This window comes from Streptomyces sp. NPDC002742, assembly GCF_042888885.1.
Lineage (GTDB): Bacteria > Actinomycetota > Actinomycetes > Streptomycetales > Streptomycetaceae > Streptomyces.
In genome coordinates, this window is the sequence record NZ_JBIAQF010000033.1 from 25,272 (window position 1) to 45,053 (window position 19,782).

Genomic DNA, 19,782 nt, shown 5'->3' on the forward strand with positions numbered 1-19,782 from the left:
CGCCGTGGGCGCTGAAGAAGGCTCAGTCGATCAGTTCGGCGGCCCGTTCGGCGATGGCGTAGACGGTCGCGTTGGTGTTGGCCGAGGGGATGGACGGCATCACCGAGGCATCGGCGACCCGCAGTCCGGCTATTCCGTGCACGCGAAGGTTCGCAGGGTCGACGACGGCATCGGCGTCGGTTCCCATGCGGCAGGTGCCGGTGAAGTGGAAGTAGGGGCCGGTGGCCTTGCGGATGAACTCGTCCACGGATTCGCCGCTCGTTCCGGAGCCCGGCACCGCTTCCTGCTTGCGCCAGTCGGCGAACGCGTCGGCCTCCCCGATGCGGCGCGCCAGGGCCAGGCCCTTGCGCATGACCTCCAGGTCACGGTCGTCACTCAGGTAGCCGGGATCGACGACGGGTGCGCTGCCGGGATCGGCGTCCGCCAGGCGCACGGTGCCGCTGCTGTGCGGAGCCATCGCGGAGAAGGCGATGGAGTAGCCGTTGGCCGGCGGCAGGCCCCATACCGACGGGAGCGGTGCGGCGACGATGTAGACCTGAAGGTCCGGCCGGGCCGCGGCGGGGTCGCTGTACAGCAGGCCCATCATTTCGGCCGGCGGGTTGGCAGGAACGAACGGTACGGGCTGGACGGCCTCGTACACCACGCCCGCCATCGGATGGTCCTGCAGATGGGAGCCCACTCCCGGCAGGTCGGCGACGACGTCGATACCGTGTTCCTCAAGGTGTTGTGCCGGGCCGATCCCTGACAGCATCAGGAGGTGTGCGGAACCGATGGCCCCCGCGGTCAGCACCACCTCGGCGCTCTCGACGGACAGATGCTCCCCACCGATGGTGTACTCGACGCCGGTGCAGCGGCCCGCGGTGGTGCGCAGCCGCTGCACGGTCGCGTCCGTGACGACGTCCAGGTTCGGCCGGTCGAGGAACGGACGGATATAGGCGTCGGCCGCGCTCTGGCGGGCGCCGCCGGGCAGATTCATGTCACTCCACCCGAACCCGGTCTCCAGCCCGCTGCCGATGTCATCGGCGCGTGCGAACCCAGCCTCCACCGCGGCGTCGACGCCCGCCGTGGCCAGGGGATGGGGTTCCGGGACCGGGGCGACCACGACCGGCCCGTCCGTGCCCCGCACGGAGGCATCACGGCTGCGAGTGCTCTCGCTGCGGCGGAAATAAGGCAGCAGATCGTCGAAACCCCAGCCCGGAGCACCGAGGCCGGGCCATTCGTCGTAACCGGAGCGGTGCCCCCGCAGGTGGTAGAGGCCGTTGATGCTCGACGACCCGCCGAGCGCCTTGCCGCGCAGCACGTCAGCGGCCCTGCCTGTACCGGCCTGCACGGTCGAGGCGCCCAGCCAGAGGGATGACGGGTCAAACCCCAGGAAGCCCCAAGGAGATGCCATCGTCTCGGTTGCGTCCCGGGCTCCGGCCTCCAGCAGCAACACCCGCACTCCGGGGCGTTCCGAAAGCCGGGAGGCAATCACGCATCCCGCTGTGCCCGCTCCCACCACGACATAGTCATAAGAACTCTTTCCCATCATGTCTCCGCTTTCCACGGCAGCCTTGTACGACCACCGGATTTCAGAAATCAGCTCTTCGACGATCAAGGAGCTGATTGTGCTTGTGCACTAAAGGGGTCTAAAAGTGAGGATGGTTGTCTTCGCGTCAGTCCTGCGGGTCGCCCGGCCGTGTCCGGGCTCGGCGCGCAGAAGGCCTGGAACCGGCTGATCAGCAGCGAGCGGGCTCCGATGGAGCACGGCTGTCCGGATGGATGCCCCCCACGCGCCCCTGCTGGTGTGGGTGTTGCTGGTGCTCACGGACACCGAGGTGACCCGATGGCAAACGATCACCTTGATCCGGCGGGCCTGCGATCCGCACACTGCCGATCACCCCGTTGGGGATGCCCAGGTCGGCGCCGGTACCTGCGATGACGGCCACGCGGCCGGAATTCTCTTGGTTCACGAGTTCTCGTCTTTGGTGTGTATCCGTCCAGAACAGCCCGGGTGTTTCCCCTGCCCTCGAAGCTTAGGAAAACCGACACGGCACGCACTTGAACCACCGCGACGTCCGTTCGGAACCTGAGCGCCATAAGACAACGTTGGAGCACATGCTTCGGTTCGTTCACGGGCGGGCAGGGCGGGACAGTCGGCGTCACACAGCAGGGCGGCAGGCTGCTCGTACGCGCCGACCGAGTTCTTGCCCTGCCACAGGTGACGGCCCCTTCCCACCGACGGCCGCGTCAACCTGGACCGGCAGCGAGGACTGCAGGTGGACCACCAAGACGCTCACCGGTGACAGAGCGCGGCAGGGAGCCCCGCACGATCGGCGCCCGTAGCGTCGCCGCAAGCCCAGTCGCCGACAGTACGAGGCCAGACCTGACGCCCCATCGGAACGATGCCAAGCAAGCACCGCATCTCCGCCTCGGCCTCCTCGTCCAAAGGCCCGAGGCGATCGGCCTGTTCGTGATCAGGCATCGAGATCACTGACCATCAGGGGTCGCGTCCCTCGTTGTCGAACCGGCCGAACCGACCACGGCGCCGCGTACGCAGGCGATCAGCTCATCTCGGCGCGCTGAGGCGGCACCCGCTTTCCGAACGTGATCGTCAAGTTCTGGGTGATGGGCATGAACTCCGGTTTGCGGCAGGAGAGATGGACGTGGTCCATCCGCTCGTCCCGCTCGCGGAGGTGGCTGGTGCCGTCGGTTGTCGGTCTGCTGGAGGCTCGGGCGAAGAAGGTCCGGGAAGAGATTTCGCGGTTGCGGGCTGATGCGCCATCGCCGTCTCGCCCGCGACTACGAGACCCATCCGCATCGCTCCGAGGCCATGATCCGCATTGCGATGATCGACCTCATAAGCAGACGACCGACCCGCGAATCCACCCAGAACCGGCGCGATGCCTGACTTGGAACCGACACTACCCACAGGAAAAAACGCTCTTTTAGCCCGTTGTCGTGGCGCCGACGAGGGCCCGGAGCTGGGCGGCGGTGCGGTCCAGGGGTTCGATGCTGCGCTTGGCGCGGCACAGGGCCACGGCGCCCTCGACGGCGGCGACGACCAGCGTGGCAACCTGTACGGCCTGTTCGGCGCTGGCACCGTGTGCCCGCAGCGAGTCGGCGAGCAGACCTTCCCACCGGTCGAAGACCTCGGCTGCGGCCGCCAGGGCGGGCGGCGTCTCATCGGCGGGCGGTTCCTCGATGGCCACGGCGAGGACGGGGCAGCCGGCGTGGAAGTCGGTGTCGACGACGATCGCGCGCCAGAGGGCCAGGAAGGCGTCGAGGCCGGCGACCGGTCCTCCCGCCTCCAGCCTCTTGCCGAGGCTCCGCGCGACCCACTCGCCCGTGTAACGGACGGCCTCCGTGGCCAGTTGCTGCTTGCCCTGGGGGAAGTAGTGGTAGGTCGAGCCGAGTGGCGCCTTCGCGTGCTTGGCCATCTCCCGGATGCTCGTGGCACTCAGGCCCCGCCGACTGATCATGTCGGCGGCACCTGCCACGATCCGCTCCCGGGACGGGGTGTCGCTTGTGGTCACGCGTGCAGCTCCCCTCTGGCTATAACGGTCGTCATAGTCTAGCGTGACCTCTCGTTATGACGACCGTTATAGCCAGAGGCTGTCGAAGAACCGAGGAACCGCCATGCCGATGATCCGGCTGACCGCCCCGACCGGTGCCCTCACCGCTCAGGGCCGTACGACGATCCAGCGAGACCTCGCCGCCGTGCTGCTGCGGTGGGAGGGCGCGCCCGACACCGCCTTCTTCCGCACCCAGGCGTGGAGCTACCTGGTCGAGCTGCCGGAAGGGGCACAGGCCACCGCGGAGGACGCGGCACCCCGCTACCTCGTGGACGTGACGGTTCCGCAGGGCGCCCTGTCCGAGCGGCGCAAGGCCGGACTCGTCGAAGACGTCACCAGGACCGTGCTCGGCGCTGCCGGGCTGACCTCGGCCGAGGCACTGCGCGTGTGGGTGCTCGTGCACGAACAGCCTGAGGGCACCTGGGGCGCCGGCGGCTCCGTCGTCCGCTACGCCGACCTGGTGGCCCTGGCGAAGGAGCAGTGGGCCGATGCGTGAGCTGACGTACGTCGCCCGGCGCACCGTGGAGTGGCGCGAGGCACCTGACCCGAAGCTTCGGTCGGGGCAGGAGGCGATCGTCGCCCCGGTGGCCGCCACCTCCTGCGACGTGGACTCCGCGATCCTGGCCGGGCACGGATTCATCGACCCGCCGTTCGCCCTCGGCCATGAATGCGTGGCGCGGGTCGTCGACATCGGCGACGCGGTGACCACCGTGGCCCCCGGGGATCTGGTCGTCGTGCCCTGGTCGATCAACTGCGGCACGTGTGACTCCTGTCGCGCCGGGCTGACCGCGCACTGCAGCGCGGTGCCGCACATGGCGATGTACGGCGCCCCGATCGGCGGCAATTGGGGAGGCCTCTTCTCCGACCTGGTCCGGGTGCCGTACGCGCAGGCCATGCTGGTCCCGCTGCCCGCCGGTCTCGACCCGGTGGCCATGGCGTCGGCCAGTGACAACTGGTCCCTGTCCTGGCGCCTGGTCGCCCCCCACCTCAAGTCCCGCCCCGGCGCCCGGGTCCTGGTCGTCGCCCGCGGCAGCATCGGCCTGTACGTCTGCGACATCGCCCGTGCCCTCGGCGCCTCCGACGTCCTCTACGTCGACCCCGACCCCGCACACCGGGCCCTCGCCGGGGGCTACGGCGCCCGCACCGCCGAGACCATCGAGCCGATCCCGCACGGTTTCGACCTGGCCGTGGAGGCCACCGGCCGCGTCGACCAACTCAAGCTCGCGCTCCGGTCGCTCGCCCCCGAAGGCATCTGCGAATCGGCCGGCAACCACTTCCGGCCCGGCGAACTCCCGCTGCTCGACATGTACCTCACCGGCGTCACCCTGCGCATCGCCCGCGACAACGTACGCGCCCACATCCCCGACGCCCTCGCCCTCGCGGGCTCGGGAAAGGTAGCCCCCGAACGCGTCGTCTCCGATGTCCTGGACTGGGAGGACCTGCCCGCCGCACTGCCGGAAAAGCACCTCAAACCCGTCTTCGTCCGCGACAACATCGCTTCTCCGGACCCCAGTTGAGCCCGTCACCCCGCCACCGGTGCCAAATGCTCTTTGACGTGATCGTGATATGACCGCTTGACGGTCCATCACAGCGGCAGGGGAGACAGCGCACGAACCGCGTTCCCTACCCGAGCCCGCAGGCACCGGACCCGGCCGCGCTCGTCCACGTCTGCGGACCGAACGGCTTCATGAGTCACGTCATCGACCGGACGGTAGAGGCCGGTTGGGAGTCCGGACAGCCACATTACGAACGCTTCTCCCCCGCCGCCCGCGAAGTCGGCACGGCGGTCGACGGCGCATCCCTCGTGCGGCTGGCCGGCACGGGTGACAGCTATCGCGTGACGGCCGACCGGACCATCGCCAAAGTTCTCGCTGCCAACGGCGTCGATGTCGAGCTCTCGTGCGAGCAGGCAGCAGTCATCGGCTTGCACCGGGTACGGCCGCGGCGGTCGCCGCGGCCGTACCCCTCCTCCCGCGCTCACCCTCCGGGCCGGGTCAGAAGCCGGGCGGTGAGCTCGTGCACGGCCTCGTGGACCGCGCCTCTCTTGGGTTCACGCGACCCGGCGCGATGACGCCTGATCATGCTATTGACCCGCAACAACCCACCGAACGGGCGAAATGGAAGGCAATTCGACCCGGATTCGACCCGGATTCGACCCCGACCCCCTCCCATCACGGCGACGACCAGCTTTGATCTGCAGCTATGCAAATTCTGCCGCTGTACCAGCCGCACCTGGATGTCGACTTCACCAAGCTCGACCCCGGCCAGGACGGCTCGCCCCAGGCCGCGTGACAGCACCGGGGCCGGTGCCGCGTGATTCAGGAGGTGCCGACTCCGGGGCGGCCGAGGCGGATCATCGCGCGGTACAGGGCAGTTGATGCGGGTGCCGGGGACAGGGGCGGGGCGTCGGTGCCGGGGGCGGCGAAGGCGCGGAGCAGGTGGCCGACCAGGCGGCGCCAGCTGTCGGGGGCCGCGTCGCCGGTGGCGCGATGACGCCGGCGTTGGCCATGAGCAGGATGACGATGTCCTGGTGGGTGCCGACAACCTGCCCATCGCCACATTCCTGAGACCGGCACTCTCCTCGCTCGCGCTCAATCCTCTTGAGATAGCGGACCGCGTATGCACCGCGATCCGCTCCATGCTGGAACGATCCGCCCACACCGAACCCGTAGTGGCCGGCGTGCTGGCGACCCCTCTCCTCATCCGCCGCGAGACGTCCTGAGCCTGTACCGCACGAAGCACTACCGCCACCGACCCCGTGTACTCCGCACCCGAGGCGACCTGACACCCGACATGCTCGACGACGTGCCCTGACCTCGGGCGCACCACTCTCGGATTGAACACCAACACCAAAAAGCCACGACCGAGTGACTTCCTCGGCGCGGAATTCCACCAGAAACAGATGCCGTCCTCAGCACCCACCGCGAGCAACGGCCCAGCAGGAGCTGAATCCTCGCCCAAACGCGTCCAACAACAACGAGCGGCGGAGCATCCGGCGGAGATCAACCATGTCCGGAGGATAGGCGGACGGATCCTGCCGGAGGATCGGCGTTCACCAGCGGCCGAACCACCATCCTCAGCCAGCATCAGCACCCCGGGTCCTCAGCCATACGGTTCCAGCCCCTGATCTTCAATTGCCGACGACTCCATAAGAACCATCCTGGCCACACCGCCCGAAACCAACCGGGCCACTCCTGGGCCGAGTCACCATCCGGCAACAGCCCTGTTTGCGCTAGCCGGAGCAGGCGTCCCATGCGTGCCACCGGGAGACGAACGGCCTGTCGATGACAGGCTCTCTGCGTCCTTCAGTCAGCGATCCGCTCGCGATTCCTGCCCCCAATCCCTCGCGCTACCTGCCCGACCTGCGACAACACGCTGAAGAGCCGAAAGGAAGGCAGATTCGACCCGGATTCGACCCCGAAGTCCTCACACACTCGGCCGAACAGACTTGATCTGCAACGATGCAACTTCTGCTCCTGTACCACCAGGATCCGGCACCAAATTCGCCATAGAACTCTGAAAACAGTCATACGTGCATAACTTGCGAGCGGAAACGTGGCTCAAATAGCCACGGGAGATCGAGGTCGGCGCGGCGACCCAGTGGACAAGCATCGCAACCGCCACCGGGGAGGACACTCACGCATCACCCCGCTGACATGGCATTTCATCGGACATCTTCCGTGAGACGGAAGCGCTATTGCGCCCTTGTCATGCCCGTCCCGACGATGTCCCCACCATCCGGAGACGGGAGCCGACCATCATGCCGCACATGACCTCCTTCGCCAGGAACCAGTGGTACGTCGCCGCCTATACGTACGAAGTGGGGCGGGAGTTGCTCGGGCGGACGGTTCTCGGGGAATCGATCGTTCTCTATCGGACCGAAGAGGAGGGGAGGGCCGTCGGCCTGTCCGACCGTTGTGTGCACCGGCGTTTCCCCCTCTCGGAGAGCCGGCTCGACGGTGACCGGATCGTCTGCGGCTACCACGGTTTCACGTACGACACGACGGGCACCTGCGTGTCCGTGCCGGGGCAGAAGCGGATACCGCGCACCGCCCGGGTGGCCTCCTACCCGGTCGTCGAACAGGACCTGTTCGTCTGGGTCTGGATCGGTGACCCGGCGCTCGCCGACCCCGGGGCCGTCCCGCGCGCCCCGCACATGGACTCGCCGGACTGGACGACGGTCAGCGGCATGGAGCCCGTCGACGCGGACTACGGACTCCTCGTCGACAATCTTCTCGACCTCTCGCACGAGACATATCTGCACGGCGGCTACATCGGCACGCCCGAGGTCGCCGAGACGCCGATCGCCACCGAAGTCGACGAAGGCGCCGGGATCGTGCGTGTCTCCCGGCACATGGACGACGCCGAGTGCCCGCCGTTCTACGCCCGTTCGACCGGCATCGAGGGCCGCATCACACGCTGGCAGGACATCGAGTACCACGCGCCGTGCCTCTATCTGCTGCACAGCAGGATCGCGCCGGTCGGCGTCGTGCCGGAGGCGGACGGCGGCGACCCGAACGCCTTCCACACCGAGATCACGTACGCCATCACGCCGTCCGGCGAGGGCAAGGTGTACGACTTCTGGGCGGTCTCCCGTGACTTCGCCCGTTCGGACGACCAAGTCACCACCTTCCTGCGGGACTTCAACCACACGGTCGTGATGCAGGACGTCGACGCGCTCAACCTTCTCCAGAAGACCCTCGCCGCCGAACGCGCCGGCTACCAGGAGCTGAGCATCAACATCGACACCGGCGGTCTCGCGGCCCGGCGCATCCTGGCCCGCCTGGTCGAGGAGGGCGACAAGCCGATGGAGAGGGTGCGGTGACCGGCCAGACCGGCGAGATCTACCGCGTCGACTGGCTCCCTGGCACCGATGTGCTGCACGGCACCTGTCACTGCGGCGCCGAGCACACGGCCCAGGACCCGGTCGCGATGTGGGAGTGGATGCTCGCCCATCCCGAGGGACACGAGCCTCGGGCCGCCAGCCAGGGGCAGCACGGAAAAGGGAACGGGAACGGGCGCGGGCACCAGTACGGGAACGGGAACGTCTTCGGATCCCAGGGGAATCAGGGGAATCAGGGGCACGGAACATGAACCTGTACGGAGCCGAACTCGTCGTCGGGCGGCGGGACTTCGTCGCCGACGGCGTGCTCGCTCTCAGCCTGCGCCATCCGCTCGGCGCCGAACTCCCGCCCTGGGAGCCCGGTGCCCACATCGATGTCGTACTCGGGCCGGGACTGGAGCGGCAGTACTCTCTGTGCGGTGATCCGGCGGACCGTGGGACATGGCGGATCGCGGTGCTTCGCGAGCCGGACGGGCGGGGCGGATCCGCCTGTGTGCACGATCAGTTGGGCGTGGGTGACAAGGTCCGGGTCCTGGGCCCGCGCAATCACTTCGCGCTCGTGCCCGCCCCGCGCTACCGCTTCGTCGCGGGCGGTATCGGCATCACCCCGATCCTGCCGATGCTCGCCGCGGCCGAGGCGGCGGGCGCCGAGTGGACGTTGCTGTACGGCGGCCGGACCCGCGGTTCCATGGCGTTCACCGAGGAGTTGGGGCGGTACGGGGACCGGGTCACCCTCGCTCCGCAGGACGAGACCGGACTGCTGGACCTCGCCCCCGTGCTGGACGCGCTCCCGGATGGCACCCTCGTCTACTGCTGCGGTCCCGGGCCGCTGCTCGACGCGGTGGAGGAGCGTTGCCCGGCCGGAGTGCTCCATGTCGAGCGGTTCCGGCCGAAGGTCCAGGAGGCGGGCGGGGAGACGGAGTTCGAGGTGGTCCTGGAACGGTCCGGGCGCACGGTGACCGTCGCCCCAGGTGTCTCCGTCCTCGACACCGTGCGCGCCGCCGGTGTCGAGGTGCTCTTCTCCTGCACCGAGGGCACCTGCGGGACCTGCGAGACGGAGGTGCTCGAAGGGACCCCGGAACACCGGGACTCGGTGCTCACGGACGAGGAGCGGGAGGCGGGCGAGACGATGCTCATCTGCGTGTCCCGCTGTCGCGGGAAACGGCTCGTACTGGATCTGTGACCGCGAGGTCCCCCTCGATCCGCGCGACCGTCTCCAGCAGGTGGGGAAGCAGGTCGCGGCGGACGGATTCGAGGCTGTTGCGGCTGGCGTGCACGGGGATGTTCACGGCCGCCACCACGGTGCCGGCCCGGTCCCGCACCGGGGCGGCCACCGAGCGCAGGCCCTCTTCCAACTCCTGGTCGACGATGGCGTATCCCTGGCTTCGCGCCCGAGCGAGTTCCGCCCTGAGGAGTTCCGGCGAGACGATCGTGCGCGCGGTCAGGGGGTGCGGATCGGCTCGCTTCAGCCGGGCGTCGATCTCCTCGTCCGTGAGATGCGCGAGGATCACCCGGCCCACGGAGGTGACCTGGGCCGGGAAGCGGGTGCCGACGGTGATCGTCGCTGTCATGATGCGCCGGGTGGGGACCCGCGCCACGTACACGATGTCGTCGCCGTCGAGGACACAGAGCGAGCTCGACTCCCCCACCCGTTCGGCGAGTTGCTTCAGATGTGGCAGAGCGATCTCCGGGAGGGTGAAGCCGGAGAGGTAGGCGTAGCCGAGCTCCAGCACGCGCGGGGTGAGCCGGAAGACCCGGCCGTCCGTGTGGACGTATCCGAGATCGACCAGGGTCAGCAGGAAGCGGCGTGCCGCCGCGCGGGTCAGGTCGCAGCCGCGCGCGACCTCACTGAGTGTCAGTTCCGGCCGGTCGGCGCCGAAGACGCGGATGACAGCGAGTCCGCGTTCGAAGGACCGGACGAAATACGGCGCTCGGTCTGCTGCAGGCATCGTCGCCTCCAGGGGGACTCACGGAGCGCTCTCCGCGCGAGTCGAGAGCGCACTTCGATAACTGTCAACAATATTGTCAGCCAAGGCCATTGACCTGGCACGGACGGGGTTCTACCTTCGCGCTGAGCACCATTGTGCGGTCTGCGCACAACCTGTCGGAACCCTTTCGTCTGCACAGGAGGAGCCATGCGTCGTCTGCTCGCCGGTATCGCGGTCGGAGCCTTCCTGGTCGCCGCGTCGGCCTGCGGTTCGTCCGGCGGCGGTGGCGCCTCGGACAAGAACCCTTCGTCCGGCGGTACCACCACCGTCAAGCTGGGGGTCATCCCCATCGTCGATGTCGCCCCGGTCTATCTGGGCCAGAAGAAGGGCTTCTACGGCAAGCACGGTCTGAAACTGTCGATGACGCTCGCGCAGGGCGGCGCCGCCATCGTGCCGGGTGTCGTCTCGGGCCAGTTCCAGTTCGGGTTCTCGAACGTGACCTCGCTGATGATCGCCCAGTCCAACGGCGTTCCGGTGAAGGCCATCGCGAACGGTGTCGCGTCGACGGGCGTGGCGGGCAAGGACTTCGGCGCCATCACGGTGAAGAAGGGCAGCGCCATCACGTCGGCGAAGGACCTGGAGGGCAAGAAGGTCGCCGTCAACACGCTGAAGAACATCAATGAGACGGCCGTGCGCGAGTCGGTGCGCAAGGCGGGCGGTGATCCGTCCAAGGTGAAGTTCGTCGAGCTCGCCTTCGACCAGATGCCGGCGGCCCTCGACAGCGGCCAGATCGACGCCGCCATGGTGGTCGAGCCCGCGCTCGCCACGGTCAAGAGCCAGGGCGCGACCGAGATCGCCTCGTCCCTGGTCGATGTGGCGAAGGACCTCACCGTCGCCATGTACTTCACCTCGAACCAGTACGCGCAGCAACACCCCGACGTGGTCAAGGAATTCCAGGAGGCCACCGCCGAGTCCCTCGCCTACGCCGACGCCCACCCGGACGAGGTCCGGCAGATCGTCACCACGTACACGAAGATCCCGGCGGCCGTACTGGCGAAGGTGACCCTGCCCAAGTGGCCGGCCGAGCCGAACCGGACCTCGATCGAGGCGCTGGAGAAGCTGGGCCGGCAGGACGGTCTCTTCAAGGCGGCGCCCGATCTGGACAAGCTGCTGCCGTGAAGCCGAGGCAAGCGCGTGGCGGCGGGTCCGCCGGACGGGCCGTGAACGCCGCACTGGGCGCCGCCGGACTCGCGGCCTTCCTCGCCCTCGGCGAGGTGGTGCCGCGGGTCGGCATCGTCAAGGAGCGGTACTTCCCGCCGACCAGCCGGATCGCGCGGGCGTTCGGTGACGAGATCACCGACGGCACCTTCTGGACGGATCTCGGCGACACCCTCACCGGCTGGGCACTGGGCCTGGTGATCGCGGTCGGCGCGGGCATCGTGGTGGGCGTGGTCGTCTCTGTGGTGCCGTATCTGCGCGAGGCGACCGCCTCGACGATCGAGTTCCTGCGTCCCATCCCCTCCGTGGCGCTGATCCCGCTCGCCGTCCTCCTCTACGGCACCGAGCTGCGGTCGGTGCTCCTCCTCGTCGTGTACGCGTCCTTCTGGCAGGTCCTCGTCCAGGTCATGTACGGGGTGCGGGACGTCGACCCGGTGGCGGAGGAGACGGCGCGCTCGTACGGTCTCGGCACCTGGGCCCGGGTCCGTCATGTGCTGTGGCCCACGGCCCTCCCGTATGTCATGACGGGGGTCCGGCTCGCCGCGGCGGTCGCGCTCATCCTCACCGTGACCGCCGAACTCGTCATCGGGGCACCGGGGTTGGGCGCGCGCATCGCGGTCGCCCAGACCTCGCAGGCCGTGCCCGAGATGTACGCGCTGATCGTGGTCACCGGTCTGCTCGGGCTGCTGATCAACGTGGGCGCGCGGTCGGTGGAGCGGCACGCGCTGGCCTGGCACCAGTCGGTACGCGGGGAGGTGGCGGTGTGACGGACGTCCCGGCCGGCCGGGCGAAGCCGAACGCCTGGAGCGGCCTGTCGCTGAAAGCGCTGTTCGTCGTCGCGCTCCCCGCGCTGCTGGTCGTCGTCTGGTGGGTCGCCTCGGACGGCAGCACCGATGTCTACTGGCCACCGCTGCGCACCATCCTCAGGACGTTCCCGGACGTCTGGACACGGGCGCGGCTCCGCGCCGACCTGGTGCCCAGCCTGCTGCGGCTGCTCGCCGGCTACGCGTCGGCGGCCGTCGTCGGGGTCGCCCTCGGCACGGTCATCGGCTCGTACCGGAAGGTGCGGGCGGTGTGCGAACCGGTCCTGGAGTTCCTGCGGGCGGTGCCGCCGCCCGTCCTCGTTCCGGTCATCATGCTGTTCGCCGGCATCGGGGACACGATGAAGATCGTCGTGATCGCGAGCGGCTGCGTCTGGCCGGTCCTGCTCAACACGGTCGAGGGCGTACGCGCCGTCGACTCGGTGATGTCCGAGACGGCCCGCTCCTACGGCATCACCGGACCGGCCCGGATGCGCGCCGTCGTCCTGCCGTCGGCGAGCCCGCAGATCTTCGCGGGCCTGCGCCAGGCGCTGTCCATCGGGATCATCCTGATGGTCATCAGCGAGATGTTCGCGGCCAGCAACGGACTCGGCTTCACCATCGTGCAGTTCCAGCGCGGCTTCGCGATCCCCGACATGTGGACCGGGATCCTCGTCCTCGGCCTGCTCGGCTTTCTCCTCTCGGTCGTCTTCCAACTGGTCGAGCGCCGGGTGCTCGGCTGGTACCACGGTCTGCGCGACTCCTCCCGGCGGTCCCCGTGACGCTCGCGAAAGGGCGGTCCATGCACGCGTCTTTGGTCGTATCCGGCCTGCGGAAGGTCTACGAGGGGTCAGGGCGCCGGGTGGAGGCGATCCGCGATCTCACCTTCACGGTGGACGCGGGTGAACTCGTCTGTCTCGTCGGCCCGTCGGGCTGCGGCAAGACCACGCTGCTGAAATGCATGGGCGGCCTGCTCACGCCGACCTCCGGCGAGGTGCTGCTCGGGGGCCGACGGGTGAGCGGGCCGCCGCCCGGCATGGCGTTCGTGTTCCAGGAGTACGGGCGCAGCCTGTTCCCCTGGATGCGGGTGGGCGCGAACGTCGAACTCCCCCTGAAGCAGAAGAATCTGAGCAAGGCGCGGCGGCGCGAGCTGGTCGTCGACGCACTCGAGTCCGTCGGTCTGGCCGATGCCGCCGGGGCCTATCCGTGGCAGCTGTCGGGCGGGATGCAGCAGCGGGTCGCCATCGCACGGGCCCTGGCCCACGAGCCCGAAGTCCTGCTCATGGACGAGCCGTTCGCGGCGGTCGACGCGCAGACCCGCGCCGATCTGGAGGATCTGGTGCGCCGGCTGTGGCGGCAGCGCGGGATCACCATCCTGTTCGTGACGCATGACATCGACGAGGCGGTCTACCTGGGTGAGCGGGTGCTGGTCCTCTCGGCCTCCCCCACCGTCGTACAGGAGCAGCTGAAGGTCGATCTCCCCGAGGAGCGGGACCAGTTGCACACCCGGGTCGCCCCGCGCTTCGCCGAGTTGCGGACCCATGTGTACGAGCAGATCCAGGCGGCGAAGCGCGGGGAGTCGGTCACGAGGACAGATACGCCTCCACTTCACTGAACTGGCCCGCCGGCCAGCCGGTGTTGGCGGTGACGTTGAGCCGGAGGTAGCGCAGGCCCGTACCGGCCGGCAGCGGGATGGTCACCGTGTTGCCGGTCGCCGGGTCGAAGCGGTAGCCCTGTGAGCCGGTCACCGTCGTGTAGGAGGAGCCGTCGGTGCTGCCCAGTACGGACAGGGTCTGGGTGCGCGCGCCCCAGGCCGACGACGGCGGGAGCTTCAGGACGAGCCGGCGGACCGCCTGCGAGGAGCCGAGGTCCACCGTGATGGCCTGCGGGAAGGCGTTGTTGGTGGACTCCCAGTAGCTGTTGGCGTCGCCGTCGACGGCCTTGCCCGGGGTGTAGACGTCCTGGGAGCCGGTGGCGGTGGCCGGGCGGCCCTTGGCGAGGTTGGCGTTCGGGTCCGGGGGCGGGTTGCCCTGGCCGGGCTGGGGCCAGGCCGAGCAGTCCGACCAGGTGCTGCTCCAGCCGGAGTTGCCGCCGCCGTCGTTGACGGTGAAGGTTCCCGAGCCGGTGGGGTAGGGGCAGTTGTACACGCCCGCCGAACCCACGCCGGTGGCCTGGACGTTGCTGAACCTCGCCGCGCCCGGCGTCTCGGCCTGGACGACGACCGTGCCGGTGTTCTTGACGGTCGCCCCGGTCACGCTGATGTTGCTGGTGGGGTATCCGTGACCGCCGCCGGAGACGAACTCGAAGGCGCTGTAGGGGCTGTCGGTGATCGTCGTGTTGGTGATGTTGACGGTGGCGTTGATGGCGCTGTCGTAGGAGTCGACGCGCAGGGCACCCATCGGGTGGTTCCAGTTGGGGTTGACCGCTCCGGTGCGGACCAGGGTGTTGCCGTCGACGGTGATCGTGCCGGCCAGCGGGGAGAAGGGGTCGAGGAACTTCTGGTTGGAGATGGCGAGGCCGCTGCCGAGGGCGTTGGTGTCGGAGATGAGGTTGTTCTTGACGCCGATGTTCGTGCCGCCGTAGACCGCGATGCCGTTGGCGAGGTTCGGCTGCGAGATGGTGTTGTTCTCGAAGCTGGAGTTGGTGTCCGGGGAGTTCAGCGACCACATGGCGAGCGAGTCGTCGCCCTGGTTGCGCAGGAAGTTGTTGCTCACGCGGACGCCGTGCGCGTTGCCGTTCAGGTTGAGACCGTCGGCGGTGGTGTCGAGGATGCGGTTGTTCTCGACCACGAGGTTGTCGTTGTTGCCGGTCAGCCACAGGCCGACCTTGAGGTGCTGGATCCACATCCCGGAGACCGAACTCCCCGGCCCGAGCGAGCCGTTGACGAAGTTGTCCGGGTTGGAGTCGACGCGCTCGGTGACCTCGCCGATGACCGCGAAGTCCTTGAGGCGGACGCCTCCCGAGGAGCTGCTCTGGTCGATGAAGCGCGAGGTGTGGACGACGGAGTACCAGCTGCCGGCGCCCTGCAGCGTCACGTTCTGGACGCCGTTCAACGAAGAGGTCACACGGTAGTCGCCCGGCGGAATCCACACGATGCCGCCCTGGGCGGCGGAGATCGCGTCCCGGAAGGCCTGGGTCGAGTCGCCCTGGCCGCTGGGGTCGGCGCCCTTGTCGGTGACGGACACCGACCCGGCGGGGCGGGCCGCGGCTGCGGCGACCTGTTCGAAGTCGGCGACGTCGACGGTGACTTGGGTCGAGGTGGCCTGGAGGGCGATCCGGTCGCCCGCCTGGACGTTCTGGCCGAGCAGCAGGCGGGCGTTGTCGAAGAAGTGGTGCTGCTTGGCACCGGCGATCCAGGAGGTGTCCACGTAGGAGTACTTGGAGGTGACGGCGAGCGTCCTGGAGATCTTGGTGCCGTTGACGTACACGTCGAGGGTGCCCGACTGGCCGTCCGGGACGCTGTAGGAGACGTTCACCGCGTTGGCCGCGCGGGGCGCCGTGAACTCGACACGCCGGCCCGCCGAGAGGCGTACGGCCTGTCGTCCGGAGGCCTCCGAGGCGAGAGTGCCCTGCGTGTAGTCGGGGCCGATCCTGGTGCCCGTGGTGGTGGTGGTGGTGGTGGCGGATTCGGCCTCGACCGAGGTGAAGGGCAGGGTCGCCCCCGCGGCCGCCACCGCGGCGTGGGCGGTGGAGGCGCCGAGCATGCCGGCGGCGAGGGCGACGGCCGCGGCGCACGCCAGTGGCATGCGCCTGACAGTTCTGGTGCTGTGCATGTGCTGATCCCTTCATCGTGGGGGTGCGGGATAGCGGGGTGCGCGGACAGCGGGGTACGGTCCGGCGGTCTCAGGCGCGCAACCAGACCGCCGTGTCCGGTGGAAGGAACCCGTCGGCGTCCAACGAGCCGCTGCCTAGGAGGAGTTCGGAGTGCTCTGGGAGCTCGACCGGTTCGTCGGCCAGATTGACGACGCAGAGCAGACCTTCCGTACGGGAGAAGGCGAGGACGCCCTCCGGCGCGGGCAGCCAGCCGAGCGGGCCGTCACCGAAGCCTGGTTCGGTGCGGCGGACGTGGAGCGCGGCCCGGTAGAGGCTCAGCATCGAGGTGGGGTCCTCCGCCTGGCGGTCGGCCGCGTAGGCGGGCCAGTCGGCGGGCTGCGGAAGCCAGGGGTCGCCGCCGAATCCGGCGTACGGGGCCTCGGCGGCCCAGGGCAGCGGGACCCGGCAGCCGTCGCGGCCCGGGTCCGTTCCGCCGGAGCGGAAGTGCATCGGGTCCTGGATGCTGTCGAGGGGCAACTCCACCTCGGGGAGGCCGAGTTCCTCGCCCTGATAGACGTACACGGAGCCGGGCAGGGCGAGCGAGAGCAGGGCTGCGGCGCGGGCCCTGCGGGTGCCGAGAGTCAGGTCGGTGGGGGTGCCGAAGGCCTTGGCCGTGAAGTCGAAGCCGGTGTCCGTGCGGCCGTAGCGGGTGACCGTGCGCGTCACGTCGTGGTTGCAGAGCACCCAGGTGGCCGGGGCTCCGACGGGGGCGTGCTCGGCGAGGGTCTCGTCGATGGAGACGCGCAGCCGTACGGCGTCCCAGGGGCAGGACAGGAAGGAGAAGTTGAAGGCGGTGTGCAGTTCGTCGGGGCGCAGATAGCGGGCGAAGCGCTCGGAGTCGGGGAGCCAGACCTCGCCGACGAAGATGCCGTCGTAGGCGTCGGCGACCGCCCGCCAGGAGCGGTAGACGTCATGGAGCTCATCACGGTCGACGTACGGGTTCGGGTCGCGGCCCTCGACGAAGTCGGGCAGGTCCGGGTCCTTGGCGAGCAGCGCGGCCGAGTCGATGCGCACGCCAGCCACCCCGCGCTCGAACCAGAAGCGCAGGATCTCCTCGTGCTCGCGGCGGACGGCCGGGTGCGCCCAGTTGAGGTCGGGCTGCTCGGGGGTGAAGAGGTGGAGGTACCAGTCGCCGTCGGGCAGCCGGGTCCACACCGGTTCGGCGGAGCCCGCGAACTGGGACGGCCAGTCGTTGGGCGGGAGTTCGCCGTGTTCGCCGCGTCCGGGGCGGAAGTGGAAGAGCTCGCGCTCCGGGCCACCGGCCAGGGCCGCCCGGAACCAGGGGTGCTGGTCGGAGACATGGTTCGGCACGATGTCGACCAGGGTGCGGATGCCCAGTTCGCGGGCCTCGTCGATGAGTTTCTCCGCCTCGGCCAGTGTCCCGAAGGCCGGGTCGATGGCGCGGTAGTCGGCGACGTCGTAGCCGCCGTCGGCCAGGGGTGAGAGGTACCAGGGGGTGAACCACAGGGCGTCCACGCCGAGTTCGGCGAGGTACGGGAGTCTGGCGCGGACGCCCGCGAGGTCGCCGGTGCCGTCGCCGTCGCCGTCCGCGAAGCTGCGGACGTACACCTGGTAGATGACGGCGGAGCGCCACCACGCGGACTGATTTCGGGCAGGGCGGGGCTGTCCCACGGTGCGTAGCCTTTCGTTCGAGGAGGTCACCTACAGGCGTCAGCCCTTGGTGCTGCCCGCGCTGATTCCGGCGATGATGTGCCGCTGGAACACCAGGAACATCACGACCATGGGGATGCTGGCGATCACCATCGCGGCGATGAGCACGGTCAGTTGGATGTTCTGCGAGAGCTGGACGAGGGCCACGCTGATGGGCTGTTTGTCGGTGTCGGAGAAGACCATCAGCGGCCAGAGGAAGTCCTGCCAGACGGCGACCAGGGCGAAGATCGACACGACTCCGAGGACGGGCCGGGACATCGGCAGCACGATCGACCACAGGGTGCGCAGCCGTCCGGCGCCGTCGATCTCGGCGGCCTCCAGGACATCGCGCGGGATCTGGTCGAAGAAGCGCTTGAGGAGATAGAGGTTGAAGGCGTTGGCGACGGCGGGCAGCCAGATGCCGAGCGGCGAGTTCAGCAGGCTGGTGTGCAGGACGGGCAGGTCTGCGACGGTCAGGTACTTGGGGACCACCAGGGCCTGCGCGGGGACCATCAGGGTGGCGAGGATGCCGCCGAGGATCACCTTGCCGAAGGCCGGCTTCAGCTTGGACAGCGCGTAGGCGGCGGCCGTGCAGAAGACGAGCTGGAGAATCCAGGCGCCCGCCGCCTGGACGACCGTGTTCCACAGGTGCGTGGGCAGGTCCATCAGGTCCCACGCGTCGGTGTAACCGCTGATGTGCCAGTGGTCCGGCACGAGGGTGGGAGGCGTGCGCGTCACCTCGTCCGGCGACTTCATGGCGCCGGTCACCATCCAGTAGACGGGGAAGAGGAAGGCCAGCGCGAAGAGCACGACGACACCGCCGAAGACGGTCCAGTAGACCGCTCTGCCGCGCGGGCGGGCCAGGGCGAGCGGGGAGACCAGGGTGCGGGTGCTCATGCGTCCTCTTCTTCCGAGCGGGTCAGCCGCAGGTACAGCGCGGAGAAGACACCGAGCAGGACGAGCAGCATGACGCTCAACGCGCAGGCTCCTCCGAAGTCGTTGTAGAGGAAGGCGTACTTGTAGATCAGGTAGAGCACCGTGACGGTCTTGTCCTCGGGGCCGCCGCCGGTGATCACGAACGGCTCCGTGAACACCTGCATGGTGGCGATGATCTGAAGCAGCATCAGCATGAGGATGATGAACCGGGTCTGAGGGATCGTCACATGTCGGATCCGCTGCAGGATGTTCGCGCCGTCCAGCTCGGCCGCCTCGTACAGCTCGCCGGGGATGCTCTGGAGCGCGGCGAGGTAGATGAGGACGGTGCCGCCGAGGTTCGCCCAGGTGGCGACGATGACCAGTGAGACGAGGGCGGTGTCGGCGCCGTTGGACCAGTTCGAGGTCGGCAGGTGGAGGAAGCGCAGTGCCTCGTTGGCGAGGCCCGCTCCGGGGTCGTAGAACCACTTCCACAGCAGGGCGCTGACGACGGGCGGGATCATCACCGGCAGATAGACCACGACTCTGAAGAACGCCTTCGCGTGCCGCAGTTCATTGAGCACCAGCGCCATCACGAAAGGGACGGCGAAGCCGATGGCCAGGGCGAGCAGCGTGAAGGTGAGGGTGTTGCGCCAGGCCGCGGTGAACTCCGGGTCGTGGAAGACCCGGGTGAAGTTGGCCGTGCCGACCCATTCGCCGCCGCTGCCCGGTGTGTACTTCTGGAAGGCGATCACGACGGCGCGGATCGCCGGGTACCAGGAGAACAGGGCGAAGCAGAGCAGGCCGCCGATCAGGAAGGCGTAGGCACGGGATTGGTCGGCCAGGCGCCGGCGCCATGATCCCCCGGTCCGGCGCCCGGCCGACCGCGGCACCTCCGGCACGCCGACGGCGGCCGGAGGGAGCGCTGCGGGGGGCTTCGATGCGGTCTTCATCGAAGGCCTTCGGGGAAACCCCGGCCTTCGGGCCGAGGTGGGGGTACCTCCCGCTTGCGGGGGAGAATCGGACTGCCTACGGAGCAGGGCAGGGGAAGACGATTCGCCGCC

Annotated in this window: 17 protein-coding genes and 1 pseudogene; 11 read left to right on the forward strand and 7 right to left on the reverse strand. The window is 68.9% G+C overall.

From position 1 onward, the window contains the following. Positions 1-22 precede the first annotated feature (22 nt). On the reverse strand, positions 23-1,528 hold the full coding sequence (locus ACFYW8_RS38380; RefSeq protein ID WP_389089847.1) for a GMC family oxidoreductase: 1,506 nt from the start codon (positions 1,526-1,528) through the stop codon (positions 23-25). A 1,224-nt stretch (positions 1,529-2,752) separates the two neighbouring features. Here ACFYW8_RS38380 and ACFYW8_RS38385 point away from each other — a divergent pair. Next, positions 2,753-2,890, forward strand: a pseudogene (locus ACFYW8_RS38385) (IS5/IS1182 family transposase); the annotation flags it as partial. Positions 2,891-2,927: 37 nt separating this feature from the next. Here the strand turns inward: ACFYW8_RS38385 and ACFYW8_RS38390 are convergent. Then, positions 2,928-3,515 carry a TetR/AcrR family transcriptional regulator gene (locus tag ACFYW8_RS38390; protein ID WP_389089850.1) on the reverse strand — a complete coding sequence of 196 codons (588 nt, stop codon included), beginning with the start codon at positions 3,513-3,515 and terminating at the stop codon, positions 2,928-2,930. Positions 3,516-3,618: 103 nt separating this feature from the next. Here ACFYW8_RS38390 and ACFYW8_RS38395 point away from each other — a divergent pair, with 103 nt between their 5' ends. The 6 genes from ACFYW8_RS38395 to ACFYW8_RS38420 all read left to right on the forward strand — a co-directional run bounded on the left by ACFYW8_RS38395 (position 3,619) and on the right by ACFYW8_RS38420 (position 9,580). Beyond that, the gene (locus ACFYW8_RS38395) at positions 3,619-4,050 is read left to right on the forward strand and encodes a 4-oxalocrotonate tautomerase family protein (RefSeq protein ID WP_389089853.1); all 432 of its coding nucleotides are present in this window, start codon (positions 3,619-3,621) and stop codon (positions 4,048-4,050) included. Continuing rightward, positions 4,043-5,071, forward strand: coding sequence for a zinc-binding dehydrogenase (locus tag ACFYW8_RS38400; protein ID WP_389089856.1), 1,029 nt, complete (start codon positions 4,043-4,045; stop codon positions 5,069-5,071). The genes ACFYW8_RS38395 and ACFYW8_RS38400 overlap by 8 nt, the downstream gene beginning before the upstream one ends. A gap of 1,013 nt (positions 5,072-6,084) precedes the next feature. Then, positions 6,085-6,276 carry a hypothetical protein gene (locus ACFYW8_RS38405; RefSeq protein ID WP_389089858.1) on the forward strand — a complete coding sequence of 64 codons (192 nt, stop codon included), beginning with the start codon at positions 6,085-6,087 and terminating at the stop codon, positions 6,274-6,276. Between the two features lie 1,038 nt (positions 6,277-7,314). Then, positions 7,315-8,379, forward strand: a complete 1,065-nt coding sequence (locus tag ACFYW8_RS38410; RefSeq protein WP_389089862.1) for a Rieske 2Fe-2S domain-containing protein — start codon at positions 7,315-7,317, stop codon at positions 8,377-8,379. Then, positions 8,376-8,648 carry a hypothetical protein gene (locus ACFYW8_RS38415; protein ID WP_389089987.1) on the forward strand — a complete coding sequence of 91 codons (273 nt, stop codon included), beginning with the start codon at positions 8,376-8,378 and terminating at the stop codon, positions 8,646-8,648. The genes ACFYW8_RS38410 and ACFYW8_RS38415 overlap by 4 nt, the downstream gene beginning before the upstream one ends. Then, positions 8,645-9,580, forward strand: coding sequence for a PDR/VanB family oxidoreductase (locus ACFYW8_RS38420; RefSeq protein ID WP_389089866.1), 936 nt, complete (start codon positions 8,645-8,647; stop codon positions 9,578-9,580). The genes ACFYW8_RS38415 and ACFYW8_RS38420 overlap by 4 nt, the downstream gene beginning before the upstream one ends. Here the strand turns inward: ACFYW8_RS38420 and ACFYW8_RS38425 are convergent. After that, entirely contained in the window at positions 9,531-10,346 is an 816-nt protein-coding gene (locus ACFYW8_RS38425) for an IclR family transcriptional regulator C-terminal domain-containing protein (protein WP_389089869.1), read from the reverse strand. The two genes, ACFYW8_RS38420 and ACFYW8_RS38425, sit on opposite strands and share 50 nt — an antisense overlap. 186 nt (positions 10,347-10,532) lie before the next feature. On the opposite strand from ACFYW8_RS38425, the gene ACFYW8_RS38430 reads away from it, so the two are divergent. From ACFYW8_RS38430 to ACFYW8_RS38445, 4 genes are read left to right on the forward strand one after another with little or no spacing between them, the layout of a single operon-like run. Then, positions 10,533-11,504 carry an ABC transporter substrate-binding protein gene (locus ACFYW8_RS38430; RefSeq protein ID WP_389089872.1) on the forward strand — a complete coding sequence of 324 codons (972 nt, stop codon included), beginning with the start codon at positions 10,533-10,535 and terminating at the stop codon, positions 11,502-11,504. Continuing rightward, positions 11,501-12,310, forward strand: coding sequence for an ABC transporter permease (locus tag ACFYW8_RS38435; protein ID WP_389089875.1), 810 nt, complete (start codon positions 11,501-11,503; stop codon positions 12,308-12,310). Before ACFYW8_RS38430 ends, ACFYW8_RS38435 begins: the two co-directional genes overlap by 4 nt. Positions 12,311-12,354: 44 nt before the next feature. Continuing rightward, positions 12,355-13,125 carry an ABC transporter permease gene (locus ACFYW8_RS38440; protein WP_389089983.1) on the forward strand — a complete coding sequence of 257 codons (771 nt, stop codon included), beginning with the start codon at positions 12,355-12,357 and terminating at the stop codon, positions 13,123-13,125. A gap of 20 nt (positions 13,126-13,145) precedes the next feature. Beyond that, positions 13,146-13,958 carry an ABC transporter ATP-binding protein gene (locus ACFYW8_RS38445; protein WP_389089878.1) on the forward strand — a complete coding sequence of 271 codons (813 nt, stop codon included), beginning with the start codon at positions 13,146-13,148 and terminating at the stop codon, positions 13,956-13,958. Here the strand turns inward: ACFYW8_RS38445 and ACFYW8_RS38450 are convergent. The 4 genes from ACFYW8_RS38450 to ACFYW8_RS38465 all read right to left on the reverse strand — a co-directional run bounded on the left by ACFYW8_RS38450 (position 13,927) and on the right by ACFYW8_RS38465 (position 19,671). Then, positions 13,927-16,116, reverse strand: a complete 2,190-nt coding sequence (locus ACFYW8_RS38450) for a discoidin domain-containing protein (protein ID WP_389089881.1) — start codon at positions 16,114-16,116, stop codon at positions 13,927-13,929. The two genes, ACFYW8_RS38445 and ACFYW8_RS38450, sit on opposite strands and share 32 nt — an antisense overlap. A gap of 70 nt (positions 16,117-16,186) precedes the next feature. After that, positions 16,187-17,788: a glycoside hydrolase family 13 protein gene (locus ACFYW8_RS38455; protein WP_389089884.1), complete on the reverse strand. Its 1,602-nt coding sequence runs from the start codon at positions 17,786-17,788 to the stop codon at positions 16,187-16,189. Positions 17,789-17,827: 39 nt separating this feature from the next. Next, complete coding sequence (locus tag ACFYW8_RS38460; protein ID WP_389089887.1) at positions 17,828-18,703, reverse strand: carbohydrate ABC transporter permease; 876 nt, start codon at positions 18,701-18,703, stop codon at positions 17,828-17,830. Further along, positions 18,700-19,671: a carbohydrate ABC transporter permease gene (locus tag ACFYW8_RS38465; RefSeq protein ID WP_389089890.1), complete on the reverse strand. Its 972-nt coding sequence runs from the start codon at positions 19,669-19,671 to the stop codon at positions 18,700-18,702. Before ACFYW8_RS38465 ends, ACFYW8_RS38460 begins: the two co-directional genes overlap by 4 nt. Positions 19,672-19,782 lie beyond the last annotated feature (111 nt).

Excerpts from the sequence above, each read along its gene's own strand:
- ACFYW8_RS38445 (WP_389089878.1), top strand. The coding sequence starts at position 13,146 with ATGCACGCGTCTTTGGTCGTATCCGGCCTGCGGAAGGTCTACGAGGGG.
- ACFYW8_RS38380 (WP_389089847.1), bottom strand. The coding sequence starts at position 1,528 with ATGGGAAAGAGTTCTTATGACTATGTCGTGGTGGGAGCGGGCACAGCG.
- ACFYW8_RS38400 (WP_389089856.1), top strand. The coding sequence starts at position 4,043 with ATGCGTGAGCTGACGTACGTCGCCCGGCGCACCGTGGAGTGGCGCGAG.
- ACFYW8_RS38465 (WP_389089890.1), bottom strand. The coding sequence starts at position 19,671 with ATGAAGACCGCATCGAAGCCCCCCGCAGCGCTCCCTCCGGCCGCCGTC.
- ACFYW8_RS38420 (WP_389089866.1), top strand. The coding sequence starts at position 8,645 with ATGAACCTGTACGGAGCCGAACTCGTCGTCGGGCGGCGGGACTTCGTC.
- ACFYW8_RS38430 (WP_389089872.1), top strand. The coding sequence starts at position 10,533 with ATGCGTCGTCTGCTCGCCGGTATCGCGGTCGGAGCCTTCCTGGTCGCC.
- ACFYW8_RS38410 (WP_389089862.1), top strand. The coding sequence starts at position 7,315 with ATGCCGCACATGACCTCCTTCGCCAGGAACCAGTGGTACGTCGCCGCC.
- ACFYW8_RS38460 (WP_389089887.1), bottom strand. The coding sequence starts at position 18,703 with ATGAGCACCCGCACCCTGGTCTCCCCGCTCGCCCTGGCCCGCCCGCGC.
- ACFYW8_RS38450 (WP_389089881.1), bottom strand. The coding sequence starts at position 16,116 with ATGCACAGCACCAGAACTGTCAGGCGCATGCCACTGGCGTGCGCCGCG.
- ACFYW8_RS38395 (WP_389089853.1), top strand. The coding sequence starts at position 3,619 with ATGCCGATGATCCGGCTGACCGCCCCGACCGGTGCCCTCACCGCTCAG.
- ACFYW8_RS38425 (WP_389089869.1), bottom strand. The coding sequence starts at position 10,346 with ATGCCTGCAGCAGACCGAGCGCCGTATTTCGTCCGGTCCTTCGAACGC.